This window comes from Paenibacillus brasilensis, from assembly GCF_009363115.1.
Lineage (GTDB): Bacteria > Bacillota > Bacilli > Paenibacillales > Paenibacillaceae > Paenibacillus > Paenibacillus brasilensis.
In genome coordinates, this window is sequence record NZ_CP045298.1 from 5,448,823 (window position 1) to 5,468,917 (window position 20,095).

General features: G+C 47.7%; 14 protein-coding genes and 1 pseudogene. 3 read left to right on the forward strand and 12 right to left on the reverse strand.

The annotated features are described in order from the left end of the window. Positions 1-2 precede the first annotated feature (2 nt). The 12 genes and pseudogenes from GCU48_RS25895 to GCU48_RS29470 all read right to left on the reverse strand — a co-directional run. Positions 3-1,841, reverse strand: a complete 1,839-nt coding sequence (locus tag GCU48_RS25895; RefSeq protein WP_152381959.1) for an ABC transporter ATP-binding protein — start codon at positions 1,839-1,841, stop codon at positions 3-5. Next, positions 1,838-3,613 carry an ABC transporter ATP-binding protein gene (locus GCU48_RS25900; protein ID WP_152381960.1) on the reverse strand — a complete coding sequence of 592 codons (1,776 nt, stop codon included), beginning with the start codon at positions 3,611-3,613 and terminating at the stop codon, positions 1,838-1,840. The genes GCU48_RS25895 and GCU48_RS25900 overlap by 4 nt, the downstream gene beginning before the upstream one ends. 284 nt (positions 3,614-3,897) lie before the next feature. Next, complete coding sequence (locus GCU48_RS25905) at positions 3,898-7,575, reverse strand: dynamin family protein (protein ID WP_152381961.1); 3,678 nt, start codon at positions 7,573-7,575, stop codon at positions 3,898-3,900. A gap of 437 nt (positions 7,576-8,012) precedes the next feature. After that, a complete protein-coding gene (locus GCU48_RS25915; protein ID WP_007430739.1) occupies positions 8,013-8,285 on the reverse strand; it encodes a hypothetical protein in 273 nt (90 codons plus the stop codon). A 58-nt stretch (positions 8,286-8,343) separates the two neighbouring features. Beyond that, positions 8,344-9,018 (reverse strand): endonuclease III, encoded by a 675-nt coding sequence (gene nth / locus GCU48_RS25920; protein ID WP_152381963.1) that lies wholly within the window; start codon positions 9,016-9,018, stop codon positions 8,344-8,346. 212 nt (positions 9,019-9,230) lie between these two features. Continuing rightward, complete coding sequence (locus tag GCU48_RS25925; protein ID WP_152381964.1) at positions 9,231-9,872, reverse strand: GerMN domain-containing protein; 642 nt, start codon at positions 9,870-9,872, stop codon at positions 9,231-9,233. A 45-nt stretch (positions 9,873-9,917) separates the two neighbouring features. Then, positions 9,918-11,417: an N-acetylmuramoyl-L-alanine amidase family protein gene (locus GCU48_RS25930; protein WP_152381965.1), complete on the reverse strand. Its 1,500-nt coding sequence runs from the start codon at positions 11,415-11,417 to the stop codon at positions 9,918-9,920. A 335-nt stretch (positions 11,418-11,752) separates the two neighbouring features. Continuing rightward, a complete protein-coding gene (locus GCU48_RS25935; RefSeq protein WP_152381966.1) occupies positions 11,753-13,273 on the reverse strand; it encodes an N-acetylmuramoyl-L-alanine amidase family protein in 1,521 nt (506 codons plus the stop codon). 190 nt (positions 13,274-13,463) lie between these two features. Further along, positions 13,464-14,066: a 3-isopropylmalate dehydratase small subunit gene (leuD, locus tag GCU48_RS25940; protein ID WP_152381967.1), complete on the reverse strand. Its 603-nt coding sequence runs from the start codon at positions 14,064-14,066 to the stop codon at positions 13,464-13,466. 21 nt (positions 14,067-14,087) lie between these two features. After that, positions 14,088-15,512 carry a 3-isopropylmalate dehydratase large subunit gene (gene leuC / locus GCU48_RS25945; protein ID WP_152381968.1) on the reverse strand — a complete coding sequence of 475 codons (1,425 nt, stop codon included), beginning with the start codon at positions 15,510-15,512 and terminating at the stop codon, positions 14,088-14,090. A gap of 371 nt (positions 15,513-15,883) precedes the next feature. Further along, a complete protein-coding gene (locus GCU48_RS25950) occupies positions 15,884-16,291 on the reverse strand; it encodes a YmaF family protein (protein ID WP_025715577.1) in 408 nt (135 codons plus the stop codon). Between the two features lie 95 nt (positions 16,292-16,386). Next, positions 16,387-16,518: pseudogene (locus GCU48_RS29470) on the reverse strand (DUF2935 domain-containing protein); the annotation flags it as partial. A 111-nt stretch (positions 16,519-16,629) separates the two neighbouring features. Here GCU48_RS29470 and GCU48_RS25955 point away from each other — a divergent pair. The 3 genes from GCU48_RS25955 (at position 16,630) to GCU48_RS28745 (ending at position 20,084) form a co-directional block, all read left to right on the forward strand. After that, a complete protein-coding gene (locus tag GCU48_RS25955; protein WP_244315968.1) occupies positions 16,630-17,166 on the forward strand; it encodes a hypothetical protein in 537 nt (178 codons plus the stop codon). 129 nt (positions 17,167-17,295) lie between these two features. After that, positions 17,296-19,458, forward strand: a complete 2,163-nt coding sequence (gene fdhF / locus GCU48_RS25960) for a formate dehydrogenase subunit alpha (protein ID WP_152381969.1) — start codon at positions 17,296-17,298, stop codon at positions 19,456-19,458. Beyond that, entirely contained in the window at positions 19,455-20,084 is a 630-nt protein-coding gene (locus tag GCU48_RS28745; protein WP_152381970.1) for a 4Fe-4S dicluster domain-containing protein, read from the forward strand. Before fdhF ends, GCU48_RS28745 begins: the two co-directional genes overlap by 4 nt. The last annotated feature ends 11 nt before the right edge of the window (positions 20,085-20,095 follow it).

Sequence of the window (20,095 nt, forward strand, 5' to 3'; positions counted from 1 at the left end):
TTTTACAAAAATCTGAACTGTGCTTCCACCAGCCCCCGATATATTCCATGTTTTTTCATCAATTGCTCATGATTACCACTTTCCTGAATCTCTCCATGGTCCAGTACAACAATATGATCGGCATTCCGAATGGTAGACAAACGGTGGGCGACCATAAAAGACGTCCTTCCTTTCAGCAGGACCTGAAGGGCATCCTGAATTTTCAGTTCTGTTTCCGTATCAATGCTGGCTGTCGCCTCATCCAAAATAAGAATTCGCGGATTAGCAAGCAAAGCCCGGGCAAAGGATAAGAGCTGGCGCTGGCCCATGGACAGCATACCGCCCCGCTCCTCCACCTCTGTTTCATAGCCGCCCGGTAATTGAACGATGAATTCATGAGCATTAACCGCCTTCGCAGCCATTTCAATTTCCTCATCTGTTGCATCTAGACGGCCAAAACGAATATTATCGCGAATCGTACCTGAAAATATAAACGTATCCTGAAGCACGATGCTAATCTGGCTACGCAAGCTCTCCACCGTCACCTCACGCACATCATAACCGTCAATGGTAAGCCGACCTGATGTAATGTCATAGAAACGGCTGAGCAGGTTGATAATTGTACTTTTACCTGATCCGGTATGACCCACAAGTGCAATGGACTGGCCCGCCTCGACAGAGAGATTAATCCCTTTCAGCGCCTGACGGCCTTTTTCATATTCAAACACAACATTTTCAAATTGAATATCGCCCCGAATAAGCGGCAACTCTTTGGCTCCCGGCTTGTTCGCAATATTCGGCTTTTCATCCATAAACTCAAATATTCTTTCCGATGAAGCCATCGCAACCAGCAGCTGATTGTACATTTGACCCAGGCGATTAATCGGCTCCCAAAAGTTCCCTACATAGTTGGCAAACGCAACCAGCAGACCTACCGTAAGCTGATCTGTCTGAATAAGATGCGCCCCGAACCAGAACAGCACCAGCGTACCCAGTCCTCCTGTAATATCAATAAGTGGACCAAAGACCTGATTCATGGCGGAGGCTTTATCCCACGACCTTTTGCTGGAGCTGTTCATGTCATCGAAATAAGCCATGTTTTCCTGCTCCTGCGTGTATGCCTGTGTCACACGGATTCCCTGAATGGACTCATTCAGATGAGAGTTGATACGCGAGTTCTTCATGCGTACTTCCTGCCAGGCGCGGCGGATACGCACGCGTAGCTTGGTCGAGATTAAAAACATGATAGGAACGGTCACAATGACCGCCAAGCCGAGCTTCCAGTTAATAAGCAATAAAATGACAATAATCCCCATGAGCTGAACGCAGTCGATCAGGACATTTACTGCACCATTTGTAAACAGATCCTGGAGCGAGTTAATATCATTCGTAACGCGTACTAATACAGAACCGGCCGGTCTTTTATCAAAAAAATTGAAGGAAAGCTTCTGAATATGCTTAAACAGATCCTCACGCAGATCATAAATGACACGTTGACCAATAATATTGGTGAATTTAATGCGGTACGTATTGGCTGCCCATTGAATCAAATATAGCAGCAATACCGCACCTGTTATAAGCAAAAGTAGTTTTACGCTGGGCAGTGCTGGCCCTACGGGAGCAATTGCCTTATCAATGGCCAGACTGATCAAATAAGGAACCGTCAGCTTGGTGATGGTACCTAGAATCATCATCACCAGGAGGATCGGCAGGATCTGACGGGCATAAGGCTTCATGTATGCAAGCAAACGTTTAAATTCTGACCAGTTAAACGGTTTGTCAATGACATCATCATCCTGGTACACAAAACGTTCATTTTTCGACTTTTTCAACGGATGGGCTTTTTCTACGGGCATATTCATGGCCTCACCTGCCTTTCGGATACACCCTCTGGAGTCTGGTCTATGTAGTCGGCGTATTGAATATGATACACATCCTGGTATGGACCTGGAGCGACAATAAGCTGCTCATGTGTTCCTCGCTGGACGATTCTTCCTTCCTCAAGCACCATAATTTCATTGGCATGACGAAGCGACGAGATTCGATGGGCAATAATAAACGTTGTGCGTCCACGCATTACCTCTTGAAAACCGGTCTGAATTTCATGCTCCGTCTCCATATCGACCGCACTGGTAGCATCATCAAGTACAAGAATTTTCGGATTTTTGAGCAAGGCACGTGCGATGGCAATTCGTTGTTTTTGTCCCCCAGATAGTCCCAGTCCACGTTCACCAACGACAGTATCGTAACCGAGCGGTAGCTCGGTGATGAATTCATGTGCCTGAGCCAGCTTGGAAACGCGTATGATGTCATCCATGCTAACATGGTTTAAACCATAAGCAATGTTGTTACGAATGGACGATGAGAACAAAAACGTCTCCTGAAACACAGAAGAAATTTGAGCACGTAAATCGCGAATTTTCAAATGACGTATATCTGTTCCATCCAGCTTGATGCTTCCTGCGTTTACGTTGTAAGCCCGCATAAGGAGCTGGATAATGGTCGATTTCCCTGATCCTGTTCCACCCAAAATCCCAATGACTGATCCCGGTGGCGCATCCAGATTGATGTCAACAACAGCGGGCAGCTTATTCCCGTAAGCAAATGTGACATGTTCAAACGTAATATGTCCCTTGACCTGATCGGTATTGAGCGTAAGAGCATCAGGTTCATCGGTTACATCTACGGACTGATTCAACAGCTCCAGGACCCGTTCACCGGAAGCTTTAGACTGCGTATAGTTATTAATATGAAAACCAACGCTCCAGATCGGACCGATAATATACCAAATTAAGCTAAAAAAAGCGACGAGCTGTCCCAGAGTCATCGACTTCACAATGACCAGATATCCTCCCATGCCTAAAAGAAGGACCACACTGATAGAAGCAATAAGCTCCATGGCGGGGAAGAAACGACTCCATAAGGAAGCAGCCTGAATTTGATTACTTTTGTACTGTTCATTTCGTATTGAAAATTTTTCAACTTCATAGGATTCACGGGCAAAAGATTTGACGGTGCGGACCCCTGTAATATTTTCCTGTACCGCTGTCGTCAAGGCACTGAGCGCAATCCGCATTTCCTGAAAGGTGGGATGAATTCGGGATTCAAACTTGAATGTGACGAAGAGCAGCAAAGGCATGCTGATCATCGTAAAGAGGGTGAGCTGCCAGTTGATATACAGCATCATTATAGAGCCGAATACGACCATCAGTACCACATTGAGGAGCTGGGCAAAACCAAACCCGATAAAGTTGCGAATCGCCTCCAGATCACCGGTCAAACGGGACATCAGATCCCCCGTTTTGGCAGTGTCATAATATCTGAAGGACAGAAATTGCAGCTTTTCGTAACAGGCATTGCGGAGTCGATACGCCAGAAAGTTTCCTAGCCGTCCACCAAAAAAACCATGTAAAAATTGCATAAACCCTTTGACGATCACAACTCCCAGTACAGTCAGAGCCAGCATCGGGACTTTCTCGAAGTCACCGGGAATGATAGCGTTATCAATGAGCCTTTGGAGCAGGTTAGGATACACCAGTCCCAGGGCCGTCGCTATCGCAAGGCATAGAATGGAAAGAAACAGATAATGTCTCCTCTCACGAAAAAAAACTTGCAGTTGCCTGAGCACTTCCATGTCAATGTCCCTCCATTAGTTGCACGACGTTGTTATATGGCTTAGTGAAGTTTACCATTCGCATTCCAAGGGGGCAAAGGGGATAACGGACGGTTTTCAGGCAGGTTCGCAATTGGGGGTTGATTAAGTAAATTAAATCGCTTTCTTATCATCGAATATGGCTATTTCCTCAGTTTTCCTTTCTTTTTGAAGCATGCGCAAAACACCGGGTTGTCCCACAACCCGGTGTCCTGAAGCATCCAGCAATCGTGTATAGAGTTACATACATAACCATGTTGATGGGATTACGTCAGCGTTTCTTCCTGCTCCAGTTCGGCAATACGACTTGCCAGCTCTTCCCAAACCTGCGGCTGCTCATCACCTGCGAGTGCATGCTCCATACCGTCAAGCGTTTCCAGCATCTGCTCACGAAGCTGTGCCGTCTGCCACGTTTGCTCCTCCTGCATTAGCTTAACGTAAAAAGAAGACATTCTTTCCCCTTGTACCTCCACAGCTTCGCCAATTTTCTCGCGTAGTATTGGCTCCAAACTGGATTGCAGATTCACCCGACCAGCCCCTTCAAAAAAGAGCTTCGGATTTTTAAAGGTATTCCAATACTCCTTCCAAAGGACGGAGTCCTGCAGCGAAATTTCAATCAGTTCAGGAACAGACCATTCTCTGGCTTCAGGTGCTGTGCAATCCAAACCTGTCAGCCGCTGGTTCATCTCTTCCGCACACCCTTGTATAGCCTTGCCTACCAAGGATTTTCCCGTTTTTTCCAGCCTGAGAGTGGTTGCCAATAATTCCTGAGACAGCTCCAGCTCAAATAATCGCATCAGTTCACGACCACAAGAGGCAAAGGCCGAACGAAGATCCCCTGCTCCTTCGCGTAAAACAGATGGATGAAACGCCTCGGACATAAACTCTCCAATCCGGTAGGCAAGCCGTTGACGCACATGATACAGCAGTTCATCGGTTTCACCTAATAAAACAGCTGCACCGCTGCTGTCAGACAGGTTTTGGAGCAACTGCTCCAGCTCGCTACGAATGCCTTGTAATCGCTCTAATCGAAGCGCACGTTCTTCTACGCCAAACCGGGCATCAGCGGCATGCTGCTCTATCCGGTTTCGCAGCCGCCCCAGCTCCTGCATGGCAGAAGCAATGGACAAGCCCGCCAGCTCATCAGCTGCGAAGTCCGAAAAATCTTTTTCAAACCCTTCAAAACGTGAAGCCGCACGCAGCGAGGGCTCTCCCTGTTCGGCTGCTTCCAGTGCCAGCATACTGGACAGCGGATAAATACGTGGCTTACGGATTCCGTTCGTCTGTAGTTGTTCCTGTACATGCCGGGTCACGGACTGCAATTCTTCTTCGGATGAAGCCAAATCTGAGGCATTGACGATAAAAAAGGTTTGGTCCAGCGCCAACGTCTCTTTAACGCGGCCCAATTGGTTCAAAAATTGCCGGTCTCCTTGGGTAAACGCATGATTGTAATAGGTGATAAATACAAGTGCGTCTGCATGCTTCATATAATTGAAGGTCACACCCGTATGCCGTGCATTCACAGAATCCGCTCCAGGCGTATCCACTAGCACAATACCCTGACGGGTCAAAGCGCAATCATAATAAAGGTCGATGCGCTCCACGAAGCATGACTTGTGCTCAGACGCGACAAAATCCCGATACTGTCCCAGATTTACCTGAAGCTGCTGACCCAGCAGGTTTTCAGCTTCTTCCCATCCGGCTGCGGCAGCCTTTAAAAAGCTGTAATGCGGCCTTCCGGCAGGATGTATTCCTTCTGGAGATAATTCACGTACGGCTTCCTGCCAGCCTATTGCCTCCGGTTCTCCCAATCCCAATAACCGGAACGAATATTTAAGATCGTCCCGCAACGCGTCCACTGATTTCATGTGGACGTCAGCCGTGGCATGGCGCTCAGGAGCTTCAGGCGCCATAATACGGTTAATCGCCGCTGTCGTTGGATGCGGCGATACGGGTAACACCGCTTCGCCCAGCAAAGCATTGGCGAAGCTGGACTTCCCGGCGCTGAACGCTCCAAACAGCGCCAAAGTAAACCGCCCGCCCTCCAGCGCAGCCGCGCGGGCATGTAAATCCCGTACCGTTGCCTGCATGGCAGGGTACGGATTGATCAAGGCAGCGGCTGTTTTCAGCCGAGCCGCTGCTGCATCCAGCCGCGTGCGGCGCCCTCCGGCGGCAGGCTGTGCTGCCGCCATGCTCGCTTGCGGCAGCGCCGATCCGGCGCGTGTGCCAGCGATGGCGGGCCGCATCGGATCTTTTGGCGCGACTGAAGCCATCGGAGAAACAGCGGCAGCTCCAGCCTTAAGCGCAGCTACGCGAGGCAGTGTGCCTGGCGCGACGGCTTGCGGCAGCAGGCTGCGGAGCGCGTTGGCCTGTGCGGTCGAGGCGCGCATACGGGCACTGTAGCGGCTCGCTGCGTCTGCTTGCGCCAACAGCGCGTGACGAGTGGACGCGAGAGCCGCGCGACGATCCTCGGCCTGCAGCGCAAGCTGGGCCAGCAGGCGGTCTGCCAGCGCCAGCGCCTTGCGGCGACAATCCGCCGTGACTGCGGCACGAAGGTCCTTACAATAGTTCAGCGTATACTCCGGCGACAATGCCGTTTCCTTGACCGTCTGCTCAATCAGCTCCCGATTCGTCACTGGACGAATGCCATCTAGCTCTTGCTCCATCGCAGCAGACCACAGCCCATGACCTTCGCCCCAAGTTCTCAGCAGCTCCCGCACATGCGGAAGCAGTTGCCCTTCCACCTGATCTGTCAGCATCCGTGTCAGCCGTTCCAGGCGATGCTCCTTTTCTCGCTCCGTCTTGCCTCCGGCAAACAACAGCCCCATCTTGAAGCCCGGCTTGCGGCTCTCCAAATATTCGCCCGCTGCTTCACGCAGCTCCGCAGGCGTCAAATGCACTTGCTCCAGCAGACGATCCAGCTCTTGACGCAACCGTTTATGCTCCTGCTCCGGGAGTATCCGCCACTGCTCATCCTCTTGCTGTAGGGCTTTCTGCTCCAATTCCAGGCGGGAAATGGCCTCTTTTCCGCCCGCCTCTTGCAGCAGCGTGTTCAGCTCCTCTTCTTCAGCTGCCCGCACATCCTCCACATGTTGCTCTACCAAATGGTGCATGGAGGATATCAGACTGTAGGCTAACAGCTCCGTTTTCCGCTTCAGTAATTGTTGGATCAACGACGGCAACTGTTGCCACTGGTTCCAAGGGTGATTTGGCTCTTTTAAGGAAGTAAACAATATATCTGTATAATGGACCTGCCACGCATGAAAGCTGGTCTCTACCTCATTGCGGTAATGTGTAAATGAAAGCTCACGCTCCCGGTGTTTATCTATTTGATTGATTATCAAGTATAAGGGCTTGCCCCAATCCGATAAGCTTTTAGCAAAGGACAAGTTATTTTCAGATTGGACATGGTTGTAATCCATCACATAAAAAACAATGTCCGCCCAATGTAAAGCGGAATGTGTCGCCAGCGCATGCCCTTGGTCTGTGGAGTCTACGCCTGGAGTATCCAGCAGCACCCCTCCGCCGGATAGCATCGGAATATCCTCCCATACCTGAATGGATTCATAGGCCCCGCCATTTTTACAATATTCAGCCAGTTCGGCCAAGGAGGTCTCCATGATCTCCTGCTCCGGATTTTCCAATGATGTAACTGGATGAATGAGTGCTCTTGAATGTCCATGGCGGATGGACACCACATTAGCGCTCGTGGGCACCGGTCCGGAGGGCAGCACCGTTTTACCGCACAGGCTGTTAATCAAGCTTGATTTCCCCGCCGAGAAATGTCCACAAAAGGCAATGGTCAGCTCCTCCGCATTCGCCTTCTCTAGTAAATCAGTTAAAGCGTTGGCTCCCGACCTATTCCCTGCTTTATGCAATGTATCTCGTATCTGTTCAATGGTATCCGACCACTTTCCTATATCTCCTGTAATCGTTTGCATCATAAGCTGCGGTTCCACTCCTTGTCTCTTGAGCATCAAATAGCTATATTGTAGCACTCTTGTGCAACTGTGAGAATCATCACATTAAAAAAAACTAAAAAAGCGTCCCCCTCCAATAGCTGACTTTGGGGAACGCTTTTATCCAAATCGGATTATTACAGCAATGCTAGAATATATCTTCCATACCAGTATCTTGGCAACCGAATGTGTTTTATCAAAGCCCTCAAAGGGCAACGACGAAACAAGATATGTAAACAACGGATGAGCCTGCTTATCACTCTGAAATATAATTAAAAATCCCAGAATTAATGATGTGGAATCGTCCATATCCAGCATTTGATGATGGCTTTCAAGGTTCGTGCAGATCATGCGCCTCCAGGCTGGTTAGACCAGCCGGGCCGCCTGCACCGGAACATGCAGCGCATGTCCGCTAATAACACTTAATTTGCTGCTGTCTCAAGCACAGGCAGCAAAATTTCAAACACTTGACCATGCTGCAAAATCGTAATTCCGCGGGATTTGTCCTTCATTACGACCACTTCCGGCTTTTGAGACATGCGCTCCAGGTAGTGCTCAGGTACATCTCCGGAATGGCTGACCGTAATTCCCTCAAGATCGCGCTCTTCGTTTTCAGCAAACTCAGTTGTTACAATTTGCTCAAAAATATCAGAAAACGCCTCAAAATTGTCTGTATATACCGAAATGCACTTCATTACTCTTCATCCTTTTCTACACATAAATGGTTAAACCCTTTGTAAACAATATGGGTCTTTAAGCTCTACGTTCCTTATCTTTTCTGATAAGAGACGTTTTCATACGTTTCTTGCCTTCCCTGCACACATCAAGTAATGGACATACCTGACATTGAGGGTTTTGAGCTTTGCAATGGTAGCGACCGAAAAAAATAAGCCTGTGGTGGGTCAAAGACCATTCATCCCTAGGAACTCTTTTCAACAGCTTTTTTTCCACCTCAAGCACAGAATCATCCCATCCTGCAAAGCCGAGTCGTTTAGAAACGCGCTCTACATGCGTATCCACTGCAATAGCCGGCACATTGAAAGCGGTAGATACGACGACATTAGCCGTCTTGCGCCCAACACCGGGAAGCTTGACCAGTTGATCGTGCTCAGACGGTATTTCTCCCCCGTACTGGTCTATCAATATACGGCACAGGTTATGAATATGCTTGGCCTTGTTTCGGTACAAGCCGATTCTGCGAATATCCTGCTCCAGTTCCTCAATGGGAACAGCCAAATAATCCTCGGGTGTCTTGTATTTTTGAAACAGGTCTGCCGTTACTTTATTGACCATCTGATCGGAGCACTGAGCCGACAATAACACGGCAATCGTTAATTCAAAAGCATTGTCATGGTTCAGCTCACAATGGGCATCCGGATACATCGTACCGATGGTGTCCAATATATGACGTGCGGTTGCTGCATTCACGGAATTCTACCTCCCACCAAAAAAAACGTCCTGATACGGGATAGCCCGCATCAAGACGGTCACTCTAAATAATCATCCGGAAAGAAACGAATACTATTTGTGCATGACTGCCTGCATAGGCGAGAAATACACTCCTATATTATCATTATCTGTCACAAATTGCACGAGAAAAGTGTGCAATTTGCCAAGAAATTTTCCTACCATCTGATCTGTTAACGGCTCATTGGATGATCCAAATCTACGTGCCCCATTAAGGATTCCAGAGATTGACCATCTACGAGCAAATCCAGTGTTTTGATCTCATTGAATTGGAACATCGTTTTCTTTAAGGCATCAATAGCCAATTCCTCGCCACCAGCACCCAAACGTGCCTCGTCCGGCAAAGAAATATCAAAGGTCAATGCTCCGTTATCCAATTTGATCTTATGCACGGAAATTTTATCCGACCACAGCGGTATCAGAGTAGAATTCCCACTTTTTTGCAGAGCTTCAAACGCCTTTTGGTATTTTTCTAGCTCGCTTGGGTAGGTAATTTCCTTTTTCTCTTCTTTTAAGCCATTCTCTTGAGTATCTGTGTAGTAGACTGTGATCTGCTGCGTTTGATGATCTCCTGATTTTTCCGTTTCCGTCTTGGTTTTTGTATGTTCCGTTGACGGGGATGTCGGGGTCTGAGCCGCCCCGTTATTTTCAGTAGGCTGAGCCGATGGATCAGGGGCCGTTTGCTCAGACGTACTATGTGGTGCAGCAGGTGTTTGTGTCTCCTGAGTCGGAGCAGCTGTCTGCTTGGAGGCACAGCCTGCACCTGCTATGGCAAACAGTGCCAGCAAACCTGCGATTACAATTTTCTTGTTCATATGTCCCCCTCCTTGCTTTACGTTGGCAAGCGACTTGTTGAAGATTTATTTTACACCAAGATACTCTGTGATGCCATCTGCAATCCCCTGAGCTACCCGGTTTTGAAAATCTTCATCAAACAGTGTGGCTTCCTCTTTTGCATTACTCAAATATCCCACCTCAAGCAAAACGGCTGACATAGTCGTTTCCCGAATCACATGGAAATTGCCATAACGAATGCCTCGGTCTGTCAGACCTGTCGCAGGAGCAAAGTACTTATGCATAACGTTGGCTAACGCTTTGCTGGCACTCCGCTGGTAATACGTCTCTGTACCGTTGGAAGCTGAACTGCCGCTGCTGTTAGCATGAATGGACACGAATACGTTGGCATGAACATTTTCAGCTACTTTTACTCGCTCTTTAAGCTCCAGGAATGTATCGTCGCTGCGTGTCAGTATGACCTCAAGGTTGGGATTTTGCTTTAAGATGCTTTCTACTTTCAAAGCCATAGCCAGGTTGAAGGCCTTCTCATAATTTTTTCTTGAGGCCCCAACTGCTCCAGAATCTTTTGCTCCATGACCTGCATCAATAACAACGACCTTTTTACCACTACTGTTCACTGGTGATGTCTGTGTATCATCTGGTGTTGAACCATCTGGCAGCGTGGCATCAGGCGTTGTATTAATTGAATCCTTGGATGCCAGATCGACGATAACATGATTGGATCCATCATTGTATGTCGAGTAGTTCATAGCATGCTTCAAATCAATAACAACACGGACCGTAGAAGGTTCCTTTTGGAACAAAGCATAACGGATACCGGACACATCCGCTTCATTCTGAATGTCCAGTGAACCATTCAAGTTGTTGTCCAGCTTCTGCTGGTTTCCAAAATTGTCAGCGAACGCCGTTGCTGGCAAATCCACAACAACCCGATCAGGAGCTGTCATCGTGAATGCTTTTGGCTTGACTGTACTCGCGGTTGTGATGGTTAAACGATTTTGACTGAAACTGATTTCCTGCACTGGCGTAACACCTGTGCTCGCATTATTAGCTGGTGCAGTTACACTTCCTGTACTTGAACTGTTATTCCCGGATTTCGGAGGGGTAAATTCCCCGTTTCCAGACCCGCTACTGCGGGTATATAATTTTACGGACTTGGAGCTACTGTCCCATTTTACGTCCAGTCCCATTTGCTCCCCGATAAAACGAAGCGGTACAAGGGCATAATTGGAACGCAGCAGAGGCGAAGCATCCAGACTAATGTCACTTCCATTGACAGTCGCCGTCTTACTTCCGATATTCATTCGGATCGAGGTACTGTCCTTCTCAATCGTTATGGTTCGCGCCTGCTGCTTCCATGTCACGTCATATCCTAAATTTTCAGAAATTACGCGTAGCGGAACCATTGTGCTTCCGCCTATCACTTGTGCCTTAGCATTACTAGGGACATTTAACTGTTGATCGTCGAGATAGATTTGCGTTCCACTCGAAGCCGCATGTCCATAACCCGGAACCGCCCACATGAAGACAAATAATAACAACAAAAAACCAAATTTCTTCATTCGTCACCCTTCCATTCATATTTTTTTTGCCACATGCTCCGGTGCGGCGACCTGATATACGCGCTTATGTAATATCAGACAACCTTTTAGACGTTATTCCACACCAAAAGTTGCGAATATATTCCATCATAACAGAAATATACGTGCCTAAGAACTATTTTTGTCGAATTATGGCTAAAAAAATAGTTCATTCGCTTCCCATCAATAGTCATCGTCAAAAATATTAAAAAAGCCACTTTTCACCTTCATGATTTCCACAAAGGTAGAAAGTAGCTTTTCTAACTATATTAATTAATCACTTAATTAATCACTTAATTAATCACTTAATTAATCACTTAATTAATCACTTCGTTAAACGATTCCGTTGTCCCCGTTTCCGTTGCAAAATACTCTTTTAATCCGCCGACGATCCCTTGCGCAATCATGTCCTGTTTTTCTTCCGTGAACATGGCTGCTTCATTAGACGGATTACTCAGATAACCACACTCCAGCAGTACCGCCGGCATTTGCGATTTTCTTGTTACCACATGGTTTGCCACCTTAATGCCATTATCCTTAAACCCGGTAGCTGCTACAAGGTGCTTATGCATCAACGTTGCTAGGCTTAAACTTTCCTGACGTGCATAATAGGTTTCAGACCCATTGGCTTTTCCGTTATTGGAGGCTGGCATACTGTTGCCATGAATGGAAACAAACACGCTTGCCTGTTGATCATTCGCAAGCTGGGGACGTTCATCCAGGGTTGGATATGTATCTCCATTGCGGGTCATTATGACCTGGATAGCTGGGTCATTTTGCAAAAGCTGTTGAACCTTTAATGCTACAGCCAATGTAAATTCCTTCTCACGTCGTCCTGTCACACTGGCTGCTCCAGGGTCCTTGCCACCATGACCAGGATCAATTACGACAATCCGGCGTTCTTCGACATGAGTTGGTGTGTCTACCGGATTCTCACTGCGTTCACGCAATTGGAGGGTGATTTCACCCGTGCTATTTGTTGAAAGATCGTAATCACGTGCTTGGTTCAAGGCAATGACGACACGGACGCCTCCATTTTGTCCATCTGCAGGAGCGAATCTGATCTCCTGCACATCCTCGCTGTCACTGTTCGTCAAAGCCCGTGTGCCATCCTTACGAACCGGGAACAGCTTGGAAAAATCAGACGCCAGTGAGGCCTCTGGTAAATCTACAACAATGCGGTCCTGCCCCGTCATTTTCGACACTTTGGGGGTTATAGCCTTATTCAGAGAAATTTTTAATGTTTCATGTTCAAAAGTGATGTCCTGCACAAGCAACGTATTTGCTTTTGGCTTCTCTGCATTCTGATCTTTGGGCGGTGAAAGTGCAGTCTCCGTCTGCTTGCTGGTCGTATTCTGTGTTGACGTTTTTTGCGAATCGGCCTTCTGATCTGTTTGTGAAGTTGTGGCCTTTTGACTAAGGTTTACGGATTTACTTTTATTATTCCAATCTACGTTTAGTCCCATTTGTTCTCCGACAAAACGCAACGGAACCATCGTCGAGTTACCACGCAGAACAGGAGGCGCATCCAGACTAACTGTTTTTCCATTCACATCAGCCGATGTACGGCCTACATACATGGACATATCCATATTATTTTTTTGAATTGAGATTTTATAGGCTTGTGGTTCCCATTTGAATTGATATCCAAGCTGCTCACCCACTACCCGAAGCGGTACCATGACTTTTCCATTGACCATTTCAGGCTTTGCATCTGCAGGCGCTTCCATCCTTTTGCCGTCCAAAAACAAATCTGCTTCAGCCGCATTCACATGAGTAGAGGATGGCCACAACCAGATTAGGATAGCTGCCAATATCACCCAACCATATTTTTTCATGCTCATTCCCCTAACTTATATATGTAATATTTTTGTGCTCCTGCATAGGTATAGTTCTCAACCATTTTACTTTTACAATACCATGCTCAGTCGAGCCGTCAACCCCTTATTTACCAATTTAATTTTAAAAATAACAAAAAGCCCGCAGGCAAAAGAATTGCCATTTACGGACTTTCTGTTCAAATGATGGTTATGCGCCTTGCTTGGCAGCACGTTTTTGTTCATAAGCTAGAATTTCAGCTTCATGCTGGAGCGTTAAGCCAATGTCATCCAAACCTTGCAGCAGGAATTGACGACGATGCTCATCCAGATCAAAATCAATATGCAAACCATAATCATCAGTAATTGTTTTTTCGTTCAAATCTACGTTCAATTGGTATCTATCATGCTTCGCCGTACGCTGAAATAAATCCTCTACTTGCTCTTCAGACAGCTTGATCGGCAAAATACCGTTTTTAAAACAGTTATTATAGAAGATATCCGCAAAAGACGGTGCGATTACAGAGCGAAACCCATAGTCCATAATCGCCCACGGCGCATGCTCACGGGAAGAGCCGCAACCAAAGTTGGCACGAGAAATCAGCACAGATGCCCCTTCATAGCGAGGCTTGTTCGGTTCAAATTCAGGATTGATATTACCCGCCTCATCAAAACGCCATTCATAAAACAAAAACTGTCCAAAGCCCGTGCGCTCGATTCTTTTCAAGAACTGCTTAGGAATAATAGCATCCGTATCCACGTTTACCCGATCCACAGGCGCTACGATTCCTTTTAAAGTTGTGAATGCTTCCATCGTAAATTCCTCCTCTGTATCCTAGCGGACTACTTCTTCCTGCTTGAATTTCCAATCCCGTACATCGACAAAACGTCCATGAATCGCGGCAGCGGCTGCCATTGCCGGAGATACGAGGTGAGTCCGTCCTCCGCGTCCCTGACGACCTTCAAAGTTACGGTTAGAGGTAGACGCACAACGCTGTCCCGGTTGGAGCACGTCCGGATTCATCGCAAGGCACATGCTGCATCCCGCTTCACGCCACTCGAAACCTGCTTCCTTGAAAATAACGTCCAGTCCCTCTTGTTCAGCCTGAATTTTCACACGACCTGAACCTGGTACGACGATTGCCGTTACTCTGTCCGAAACCTGGTAGCCTTTGGCAACCTCAGCCGCAGCGCGCAAATCTTCAATCCGCCCATTAGTACAGGAGCCGATAAACACATAGTCAATCTCAATATCCGTGATCGGTGTGCCTGGCTTCAAATCCATATATTCAAGGGCTTTTTCAGCCGCTTTACGTTCGTTTTCTGTCGGCAATTCTGCCGGAATTGGTACGTTTGAAGAAATATCTGTACCCATACCTGGGCTGGTGCCCCAAGTTACTTGCGGAATTAAGGAATCCACGTCAAATTCCAGCACAACATCAAACTCAGCGCCTTCATCTGTAACAAGTTCCTTCCACTCAGCAACCGCCTGCTCGAAAGCAGATCCTTGCGCTACATGCTCACGTCCACGCAAGTAATTGAAGGTGGTTTCATCTGGCGCGATCATGCCGGCTCTAGCTCCGCCTTCTATGGACATGTTGCACACCGTCATACGCTCTTCCATGCTCAATTCGCGAATAGATTCGCCTGTGTACTCAATAACATAGCCTGTAGCGAAATCTGTGCCATATTTAGCAATGACGCCCAAAATCATATCTTTTGCTGTTACACCTGGTTTGCGGCGGCCTACAAAACGAACTTCCATCGTTTTTGCCTTCGCCTGCTGGAGACATTGTGTTGCCAGCACGTGCTCTACCTCGCTTGTTCCGATACCAAAAGCAAGCGCCCCGAACGCACCGTGTGTGGAGGTATGGCTGTCACCACAAACAATCGTTTTCCCCGGATGAGTCAGACCAAGTTCAGGTCCCATAACGTGAACGACACCCTGATCAATGGTATCCAGATCATACAGTGTAACACCGAAATCGCGGCAATTTTGAGTTAAGGTATCAATCTGCTGTTTGGAAATCGGATCCGTAATATTGTAGCGATCAAATGTCGGTACATTATGATCCATTGTTGCAAATGTAAGCTCTGGACGACGCACCTTGCGTCCGCTAAGACGAAGCCCCTCAAACGCCTGCGGCGAGGTTACCTCATGGACCAAGTGAAGATCAATGTACAAAATACTCGGCTTTCCCGCTTCTTGATAGATGACATGGTTATCCCAAATTTTCTCGAACATGGTCTTTTTACTCATCAACATTCACCCCTGTGTTTTTCGAACTAGTGGAGAAAAGCTATACAGCTCTCTCTTGGATGTCAACAATATACCATGACATATTTGATTGGTCTAAGATATGATATCTATAGAAGTGATAGTCTTCACCTATAAGCACGCTTAGAAAGTTATAGATGAGGAAGATGAGGTTGTTATTGATATCTCATCGTAGGCATTACGCCTGCTTCAGGCTGCTGAGTTGCTGTAGCGTACCGATAGAAGTACAAAAAAAAGGACAAAGCTATAGCAGCTCATCCTTTTGTAATATTAAGGTGATAACCCCCATATCATTCATTACTACATTAGGCATTCTAGCAGTCAAAGCCCTATAGGTATGGGGATGAGTTTTTTTAATTGGACTGGTAACGGTATCCTTCCTCATCTCCAGTATTTCCACCGTACCTATGAGCGTGAGGGATTCTGCCGTTTACCGTTGTATACCCTTCAAATTGGTGGTAATGCCCGCCACCTGCCATTTGAATTGCGGGTCCTGTCGTTCCTCTAATAATGTGCGTATGTTGATCGTTAAGTGATGTCTCTGCATAATAATGATGAACATGCGGAACACCACTTGGAGCTGGTTGTGTTACTCCAGCGTAATGGTGATAGTGCCCAACATCAAACGAAGTATTACCTTTAAAAGGGTGAACATGAACATTAACTGGTCTTCCGTCCCACGAAGTAATAAAAAGCTTATGCGAATGATTGGAATTGGAATCGTCGGAATGAACAACGAATCCTGTTATAGGTATTTCCATCAGCAGCCACCTTTCTTTATCAAATGCTATATGCTATGAAAGAGGTGATGAAGATGTTCAGTTTTTCTCGTACGAAAATACCAGCGAAAAATCAGGTGCATGATTTCTTTCTTATTTACCTTAGCACCTGATAAAGATTGATCAAACAACCTATCGGGAATAAAAAGAAAACGCTCAGCTTCACGAAATACATGATCGGCCAATAAAAAACGGATAATGCTTTTTATAACTCTCTTGCTTGTTAGGAATGAGAATGACCTACTTTAGCAGTAAGCTTCCACCAAATACCCAGTATACCTATCTACAATATAAACTATGTAAATTTTTGGTTAGGTGTAATGAATTTCACATCTTTCCGGGTCAACCTGTTCTACCATAGAGGGGTGATACGCCGTGCTGGGCAGACCACTTTGGTCGGAACAGTTACGTCCTGCCCCAAACCAGCTACACAGGCTGTCTGGCATGCGCGGCAAGCACGCCTTTATTTTGATTCGAAGCGGAGTGTCCAGATGTTGAATACCGAATGGGAATACCGTGAGCGCATAAGGAAGCTAGCCGTATGCATTGTTAAGCATTACCGGGGAAAAGGGCCAGATAACGTTAAGGTTTCACTGGATTCGCCGCTCCGGATTACGGTAGAAATTCGAGGCACCTTGTCCAACCTGTCTGAAATTCTCGTTCATGAAGGGGCCGAGGACAAGGTCAGGGAATATTGGAACGTCCTTCGTCCCTATCTGGAAAAGGAGTTTATGAGCGAAGCGGAAAAAACACTCGGCAGTCCCTTCACTTACACCTGGGAGGTCTGCCCCTCCGTCCATGGAGACGGACATATTATCATTACTCTTGAACTACAACACATACACCGGTTGGATTAGCGGGAAGGAGCTTGTCTCCTCGCTCGCGGATAAGCCAGTACAGGATGCAGCGTAAAGCGGCATTTTTGTATTGGCTTTTTTTCATGTTACGAGCTTCATCTATTTCATATAAAAAGAGGTGCTGCACACATGGCAGACAAGGTATTAACAGTATGTCCCTACTGCGGGAGCGGTTGCCAGCTTAATTTACTGGTAGACAAGGGACAGGTAATTGGCGCAGAGCCGGCTAATGGTCGTACAAATGAAGGCACGCTGTGTCTGAAAGGACACTATGGATGGGATTATCTGAATGACCCGCAGATTCTGACTGCACGCTTGCGCAAGCCTATGATTCGCAAAAATGGAGTCATGGAGGAAGTGGAGTGGGAGGAAGCCATTCAATATACGGCCGAACGGCTGTCTGTAATTAAGGAAAAATACGGACCTGACTCCATTATGGGAACGGGCTCGGCACGCGGTCCGGGAAATGAAGCCAATTATGTTATGCAAAAGTTCATGCGGGCGGTCATTGGCACAAACAATATTGACCATTGCGCCCGTGTCTGTCACGGACCTTCAGTGGCAGGTTTGACATATTCACTTGGGGATGGAGCCATGTCCAACTCTATTCCTGAAATTGAACATTCTGATCTTCTTTTCGTGTTTGGATATAATGCACCTGAAACCCATCCGATCGTCGCAAGACGCATTGTCGCTGCCAAGCAAAGAGGTGCCAAAATTATTGTATGCGATCCGCGCATGACTGAAACTGGACGCATTTCAGATATGTGGCTACCTCTAAAAGGCGGTTCAAACATGGCTTTGGTAAATGCCTTTGGTCATGTGCTTGTGCATGAAGGACTGTACGACAAACGATATGTGGAAGCAAATACAGAAGGTTTCGCCGAATATGTAGAAAGCATTAAAAAATATACGCCCGAATATGCAGAAGGCATTACGGGGGTCAAGGCGGCTGACATTCGGGCAGCTATGAGGGAATATGCGAAGGCCCCTACCGCTACCATTCTGTATGGAATGGGCGTATGTCAATTTTCACAGGCCGTTGACGTGGTGAAAGGGCTTGCTTCCCTTGCACTGTTAACCGGAAATCTGGGCAAGCCGAATGTGGGTATTGGACCTGTACGGGGACAAAACAATGTTCAGGGCTCCTGCGACATGGGCGCATTGCCGAATGTGTATCCTGGCTATCAGGATGTAACGGACACCGCCGTTCGCAAAAAATTTGAAAAAGCATGGGGTGTTGAGCTGCCGCGTAAAAAAGGATATCCACTTACGGAGGTGCCACACCTCATCCTGAAGGAGAACAAGCTGAAAGCTTATTATATTTTCGGCGAGGACCCTGTACAAAGTGATCCGAACGCCGCCGAGTTACGTGAAGCGCTAGACCAATTGGAATTTGTCGTGGTGCAGGATATTTTCATGAACAAAACGGCGCTGCACGCCGATGTCATCCTCCCTTCTACTGCCTGGGGCGAGCATGACGGTGTATATTCTTCGGCAGACCGGGGCTTCCAGCGCATCCGCAAGGCCGTCGAGCCGCAGGGCGATGTTAAGCCAGACTGGGCCATTATTAGCGAGGTTGCTACCGCGATGGGCTACCCTATGTCCTATGCAAATACGGAGGAAATTTGGGATGAAATGCGGAGCCTCAGCCCATTATTCGCTGGTGCCAGCTACCAAAAAATGGAGGAACAAGGCGGCGTGCAATGGCCCTGCCCTACAGAGGATCATCCAGGCACACCGTATTTGTACAAAGGCAATCAATTTTCCACGCCTAGTGGTAAAGGCCGATTATTCGCCTGCGAATGGCGCCCACCACAAGAACAACCGGATGCAAAATATCCGCTTGTCTTGTCTACAGTTCGCGAGGTAGGCCATTACTCCGTGCGTACCATGACTGGCAATTGCCGTGCGCTGCGCCAGCTGTCTGATGAGCCTGGCTTTATTCAGATTAGCCCGGAAGACGGAGCAGATCTGAATATACTGGATGGCGAAATTGTCGCCATATCCTCCCGTCGTGGACGCATTATGGCCCGGGCACAAATCAGTGATCGTGTACAAAAAGGGGCGACCTACATGACTTATCACTGGTGGGTTGGAGCATGTAATGAGCTGACCGCTGATTTTCTCGATCCGGTATCCAAAACCCCGGAATTAAAATACTGTGCCATCCGTCTGGAACGGATTGCCGACCAAGCTCAGGCTGAACGTGATGTACATGAATCATACCAACGGATTCGTAGACAGATGAACGTCCATGAAGCTGTTTTGGCTGATAAGGTGACGAGATGAGCGGCGCACGGGACACGCTACACCGTCCGTTGAGTAGAATGGGAGCAGCAGATAGAACAAGCACTGTTGCCTCCTCCTTCGTAGTCGCAGACGGTGGGCAATGTATTGGCTGCAAAGCCTGTGAACTGGCGTGCTTCGCCGTTCACAGTCAGGCGGGCGGCATTGGCGCCTCGGTCGGAACCGTCAGCGTACCTGTCGTCCCCAAGGTGTATGTTGTGCGCGCCGGGGATACGTATGTGCCGGTGCAATGCCGGCATTGTGAAAATGCCCCCTGCGCACATGCCTGTCCGGTGCAGGCCATTCGTCAGGAGGACGGCGTGGTCATGATTGATGAGGAACGGTGCATCGGCTGTACTTCCTGTGTTTTGGCCTGCCCCTTCGGGGCCATTGAGGTGTCTCCAGTCTATCGGGCCGGACACGTCGTGACACAGTCCGGTTTGACTCACCGTGCAAATCGAGCTGCCCTTCCCCGTACTGCGGCAAGCAAATGCGATTTGTGCGCAGAAACTACAGACGGACAGCCTGCCTGTGTAGAGGCCTGTCCAAATCATGTGCTACGGCTGGTCAAAGGCATAGTCGACTCGCCTCCAGAGCGTCGTAAGGAAGTCTTTTTCCCGCGCTTGTAAGGTCAAAATCA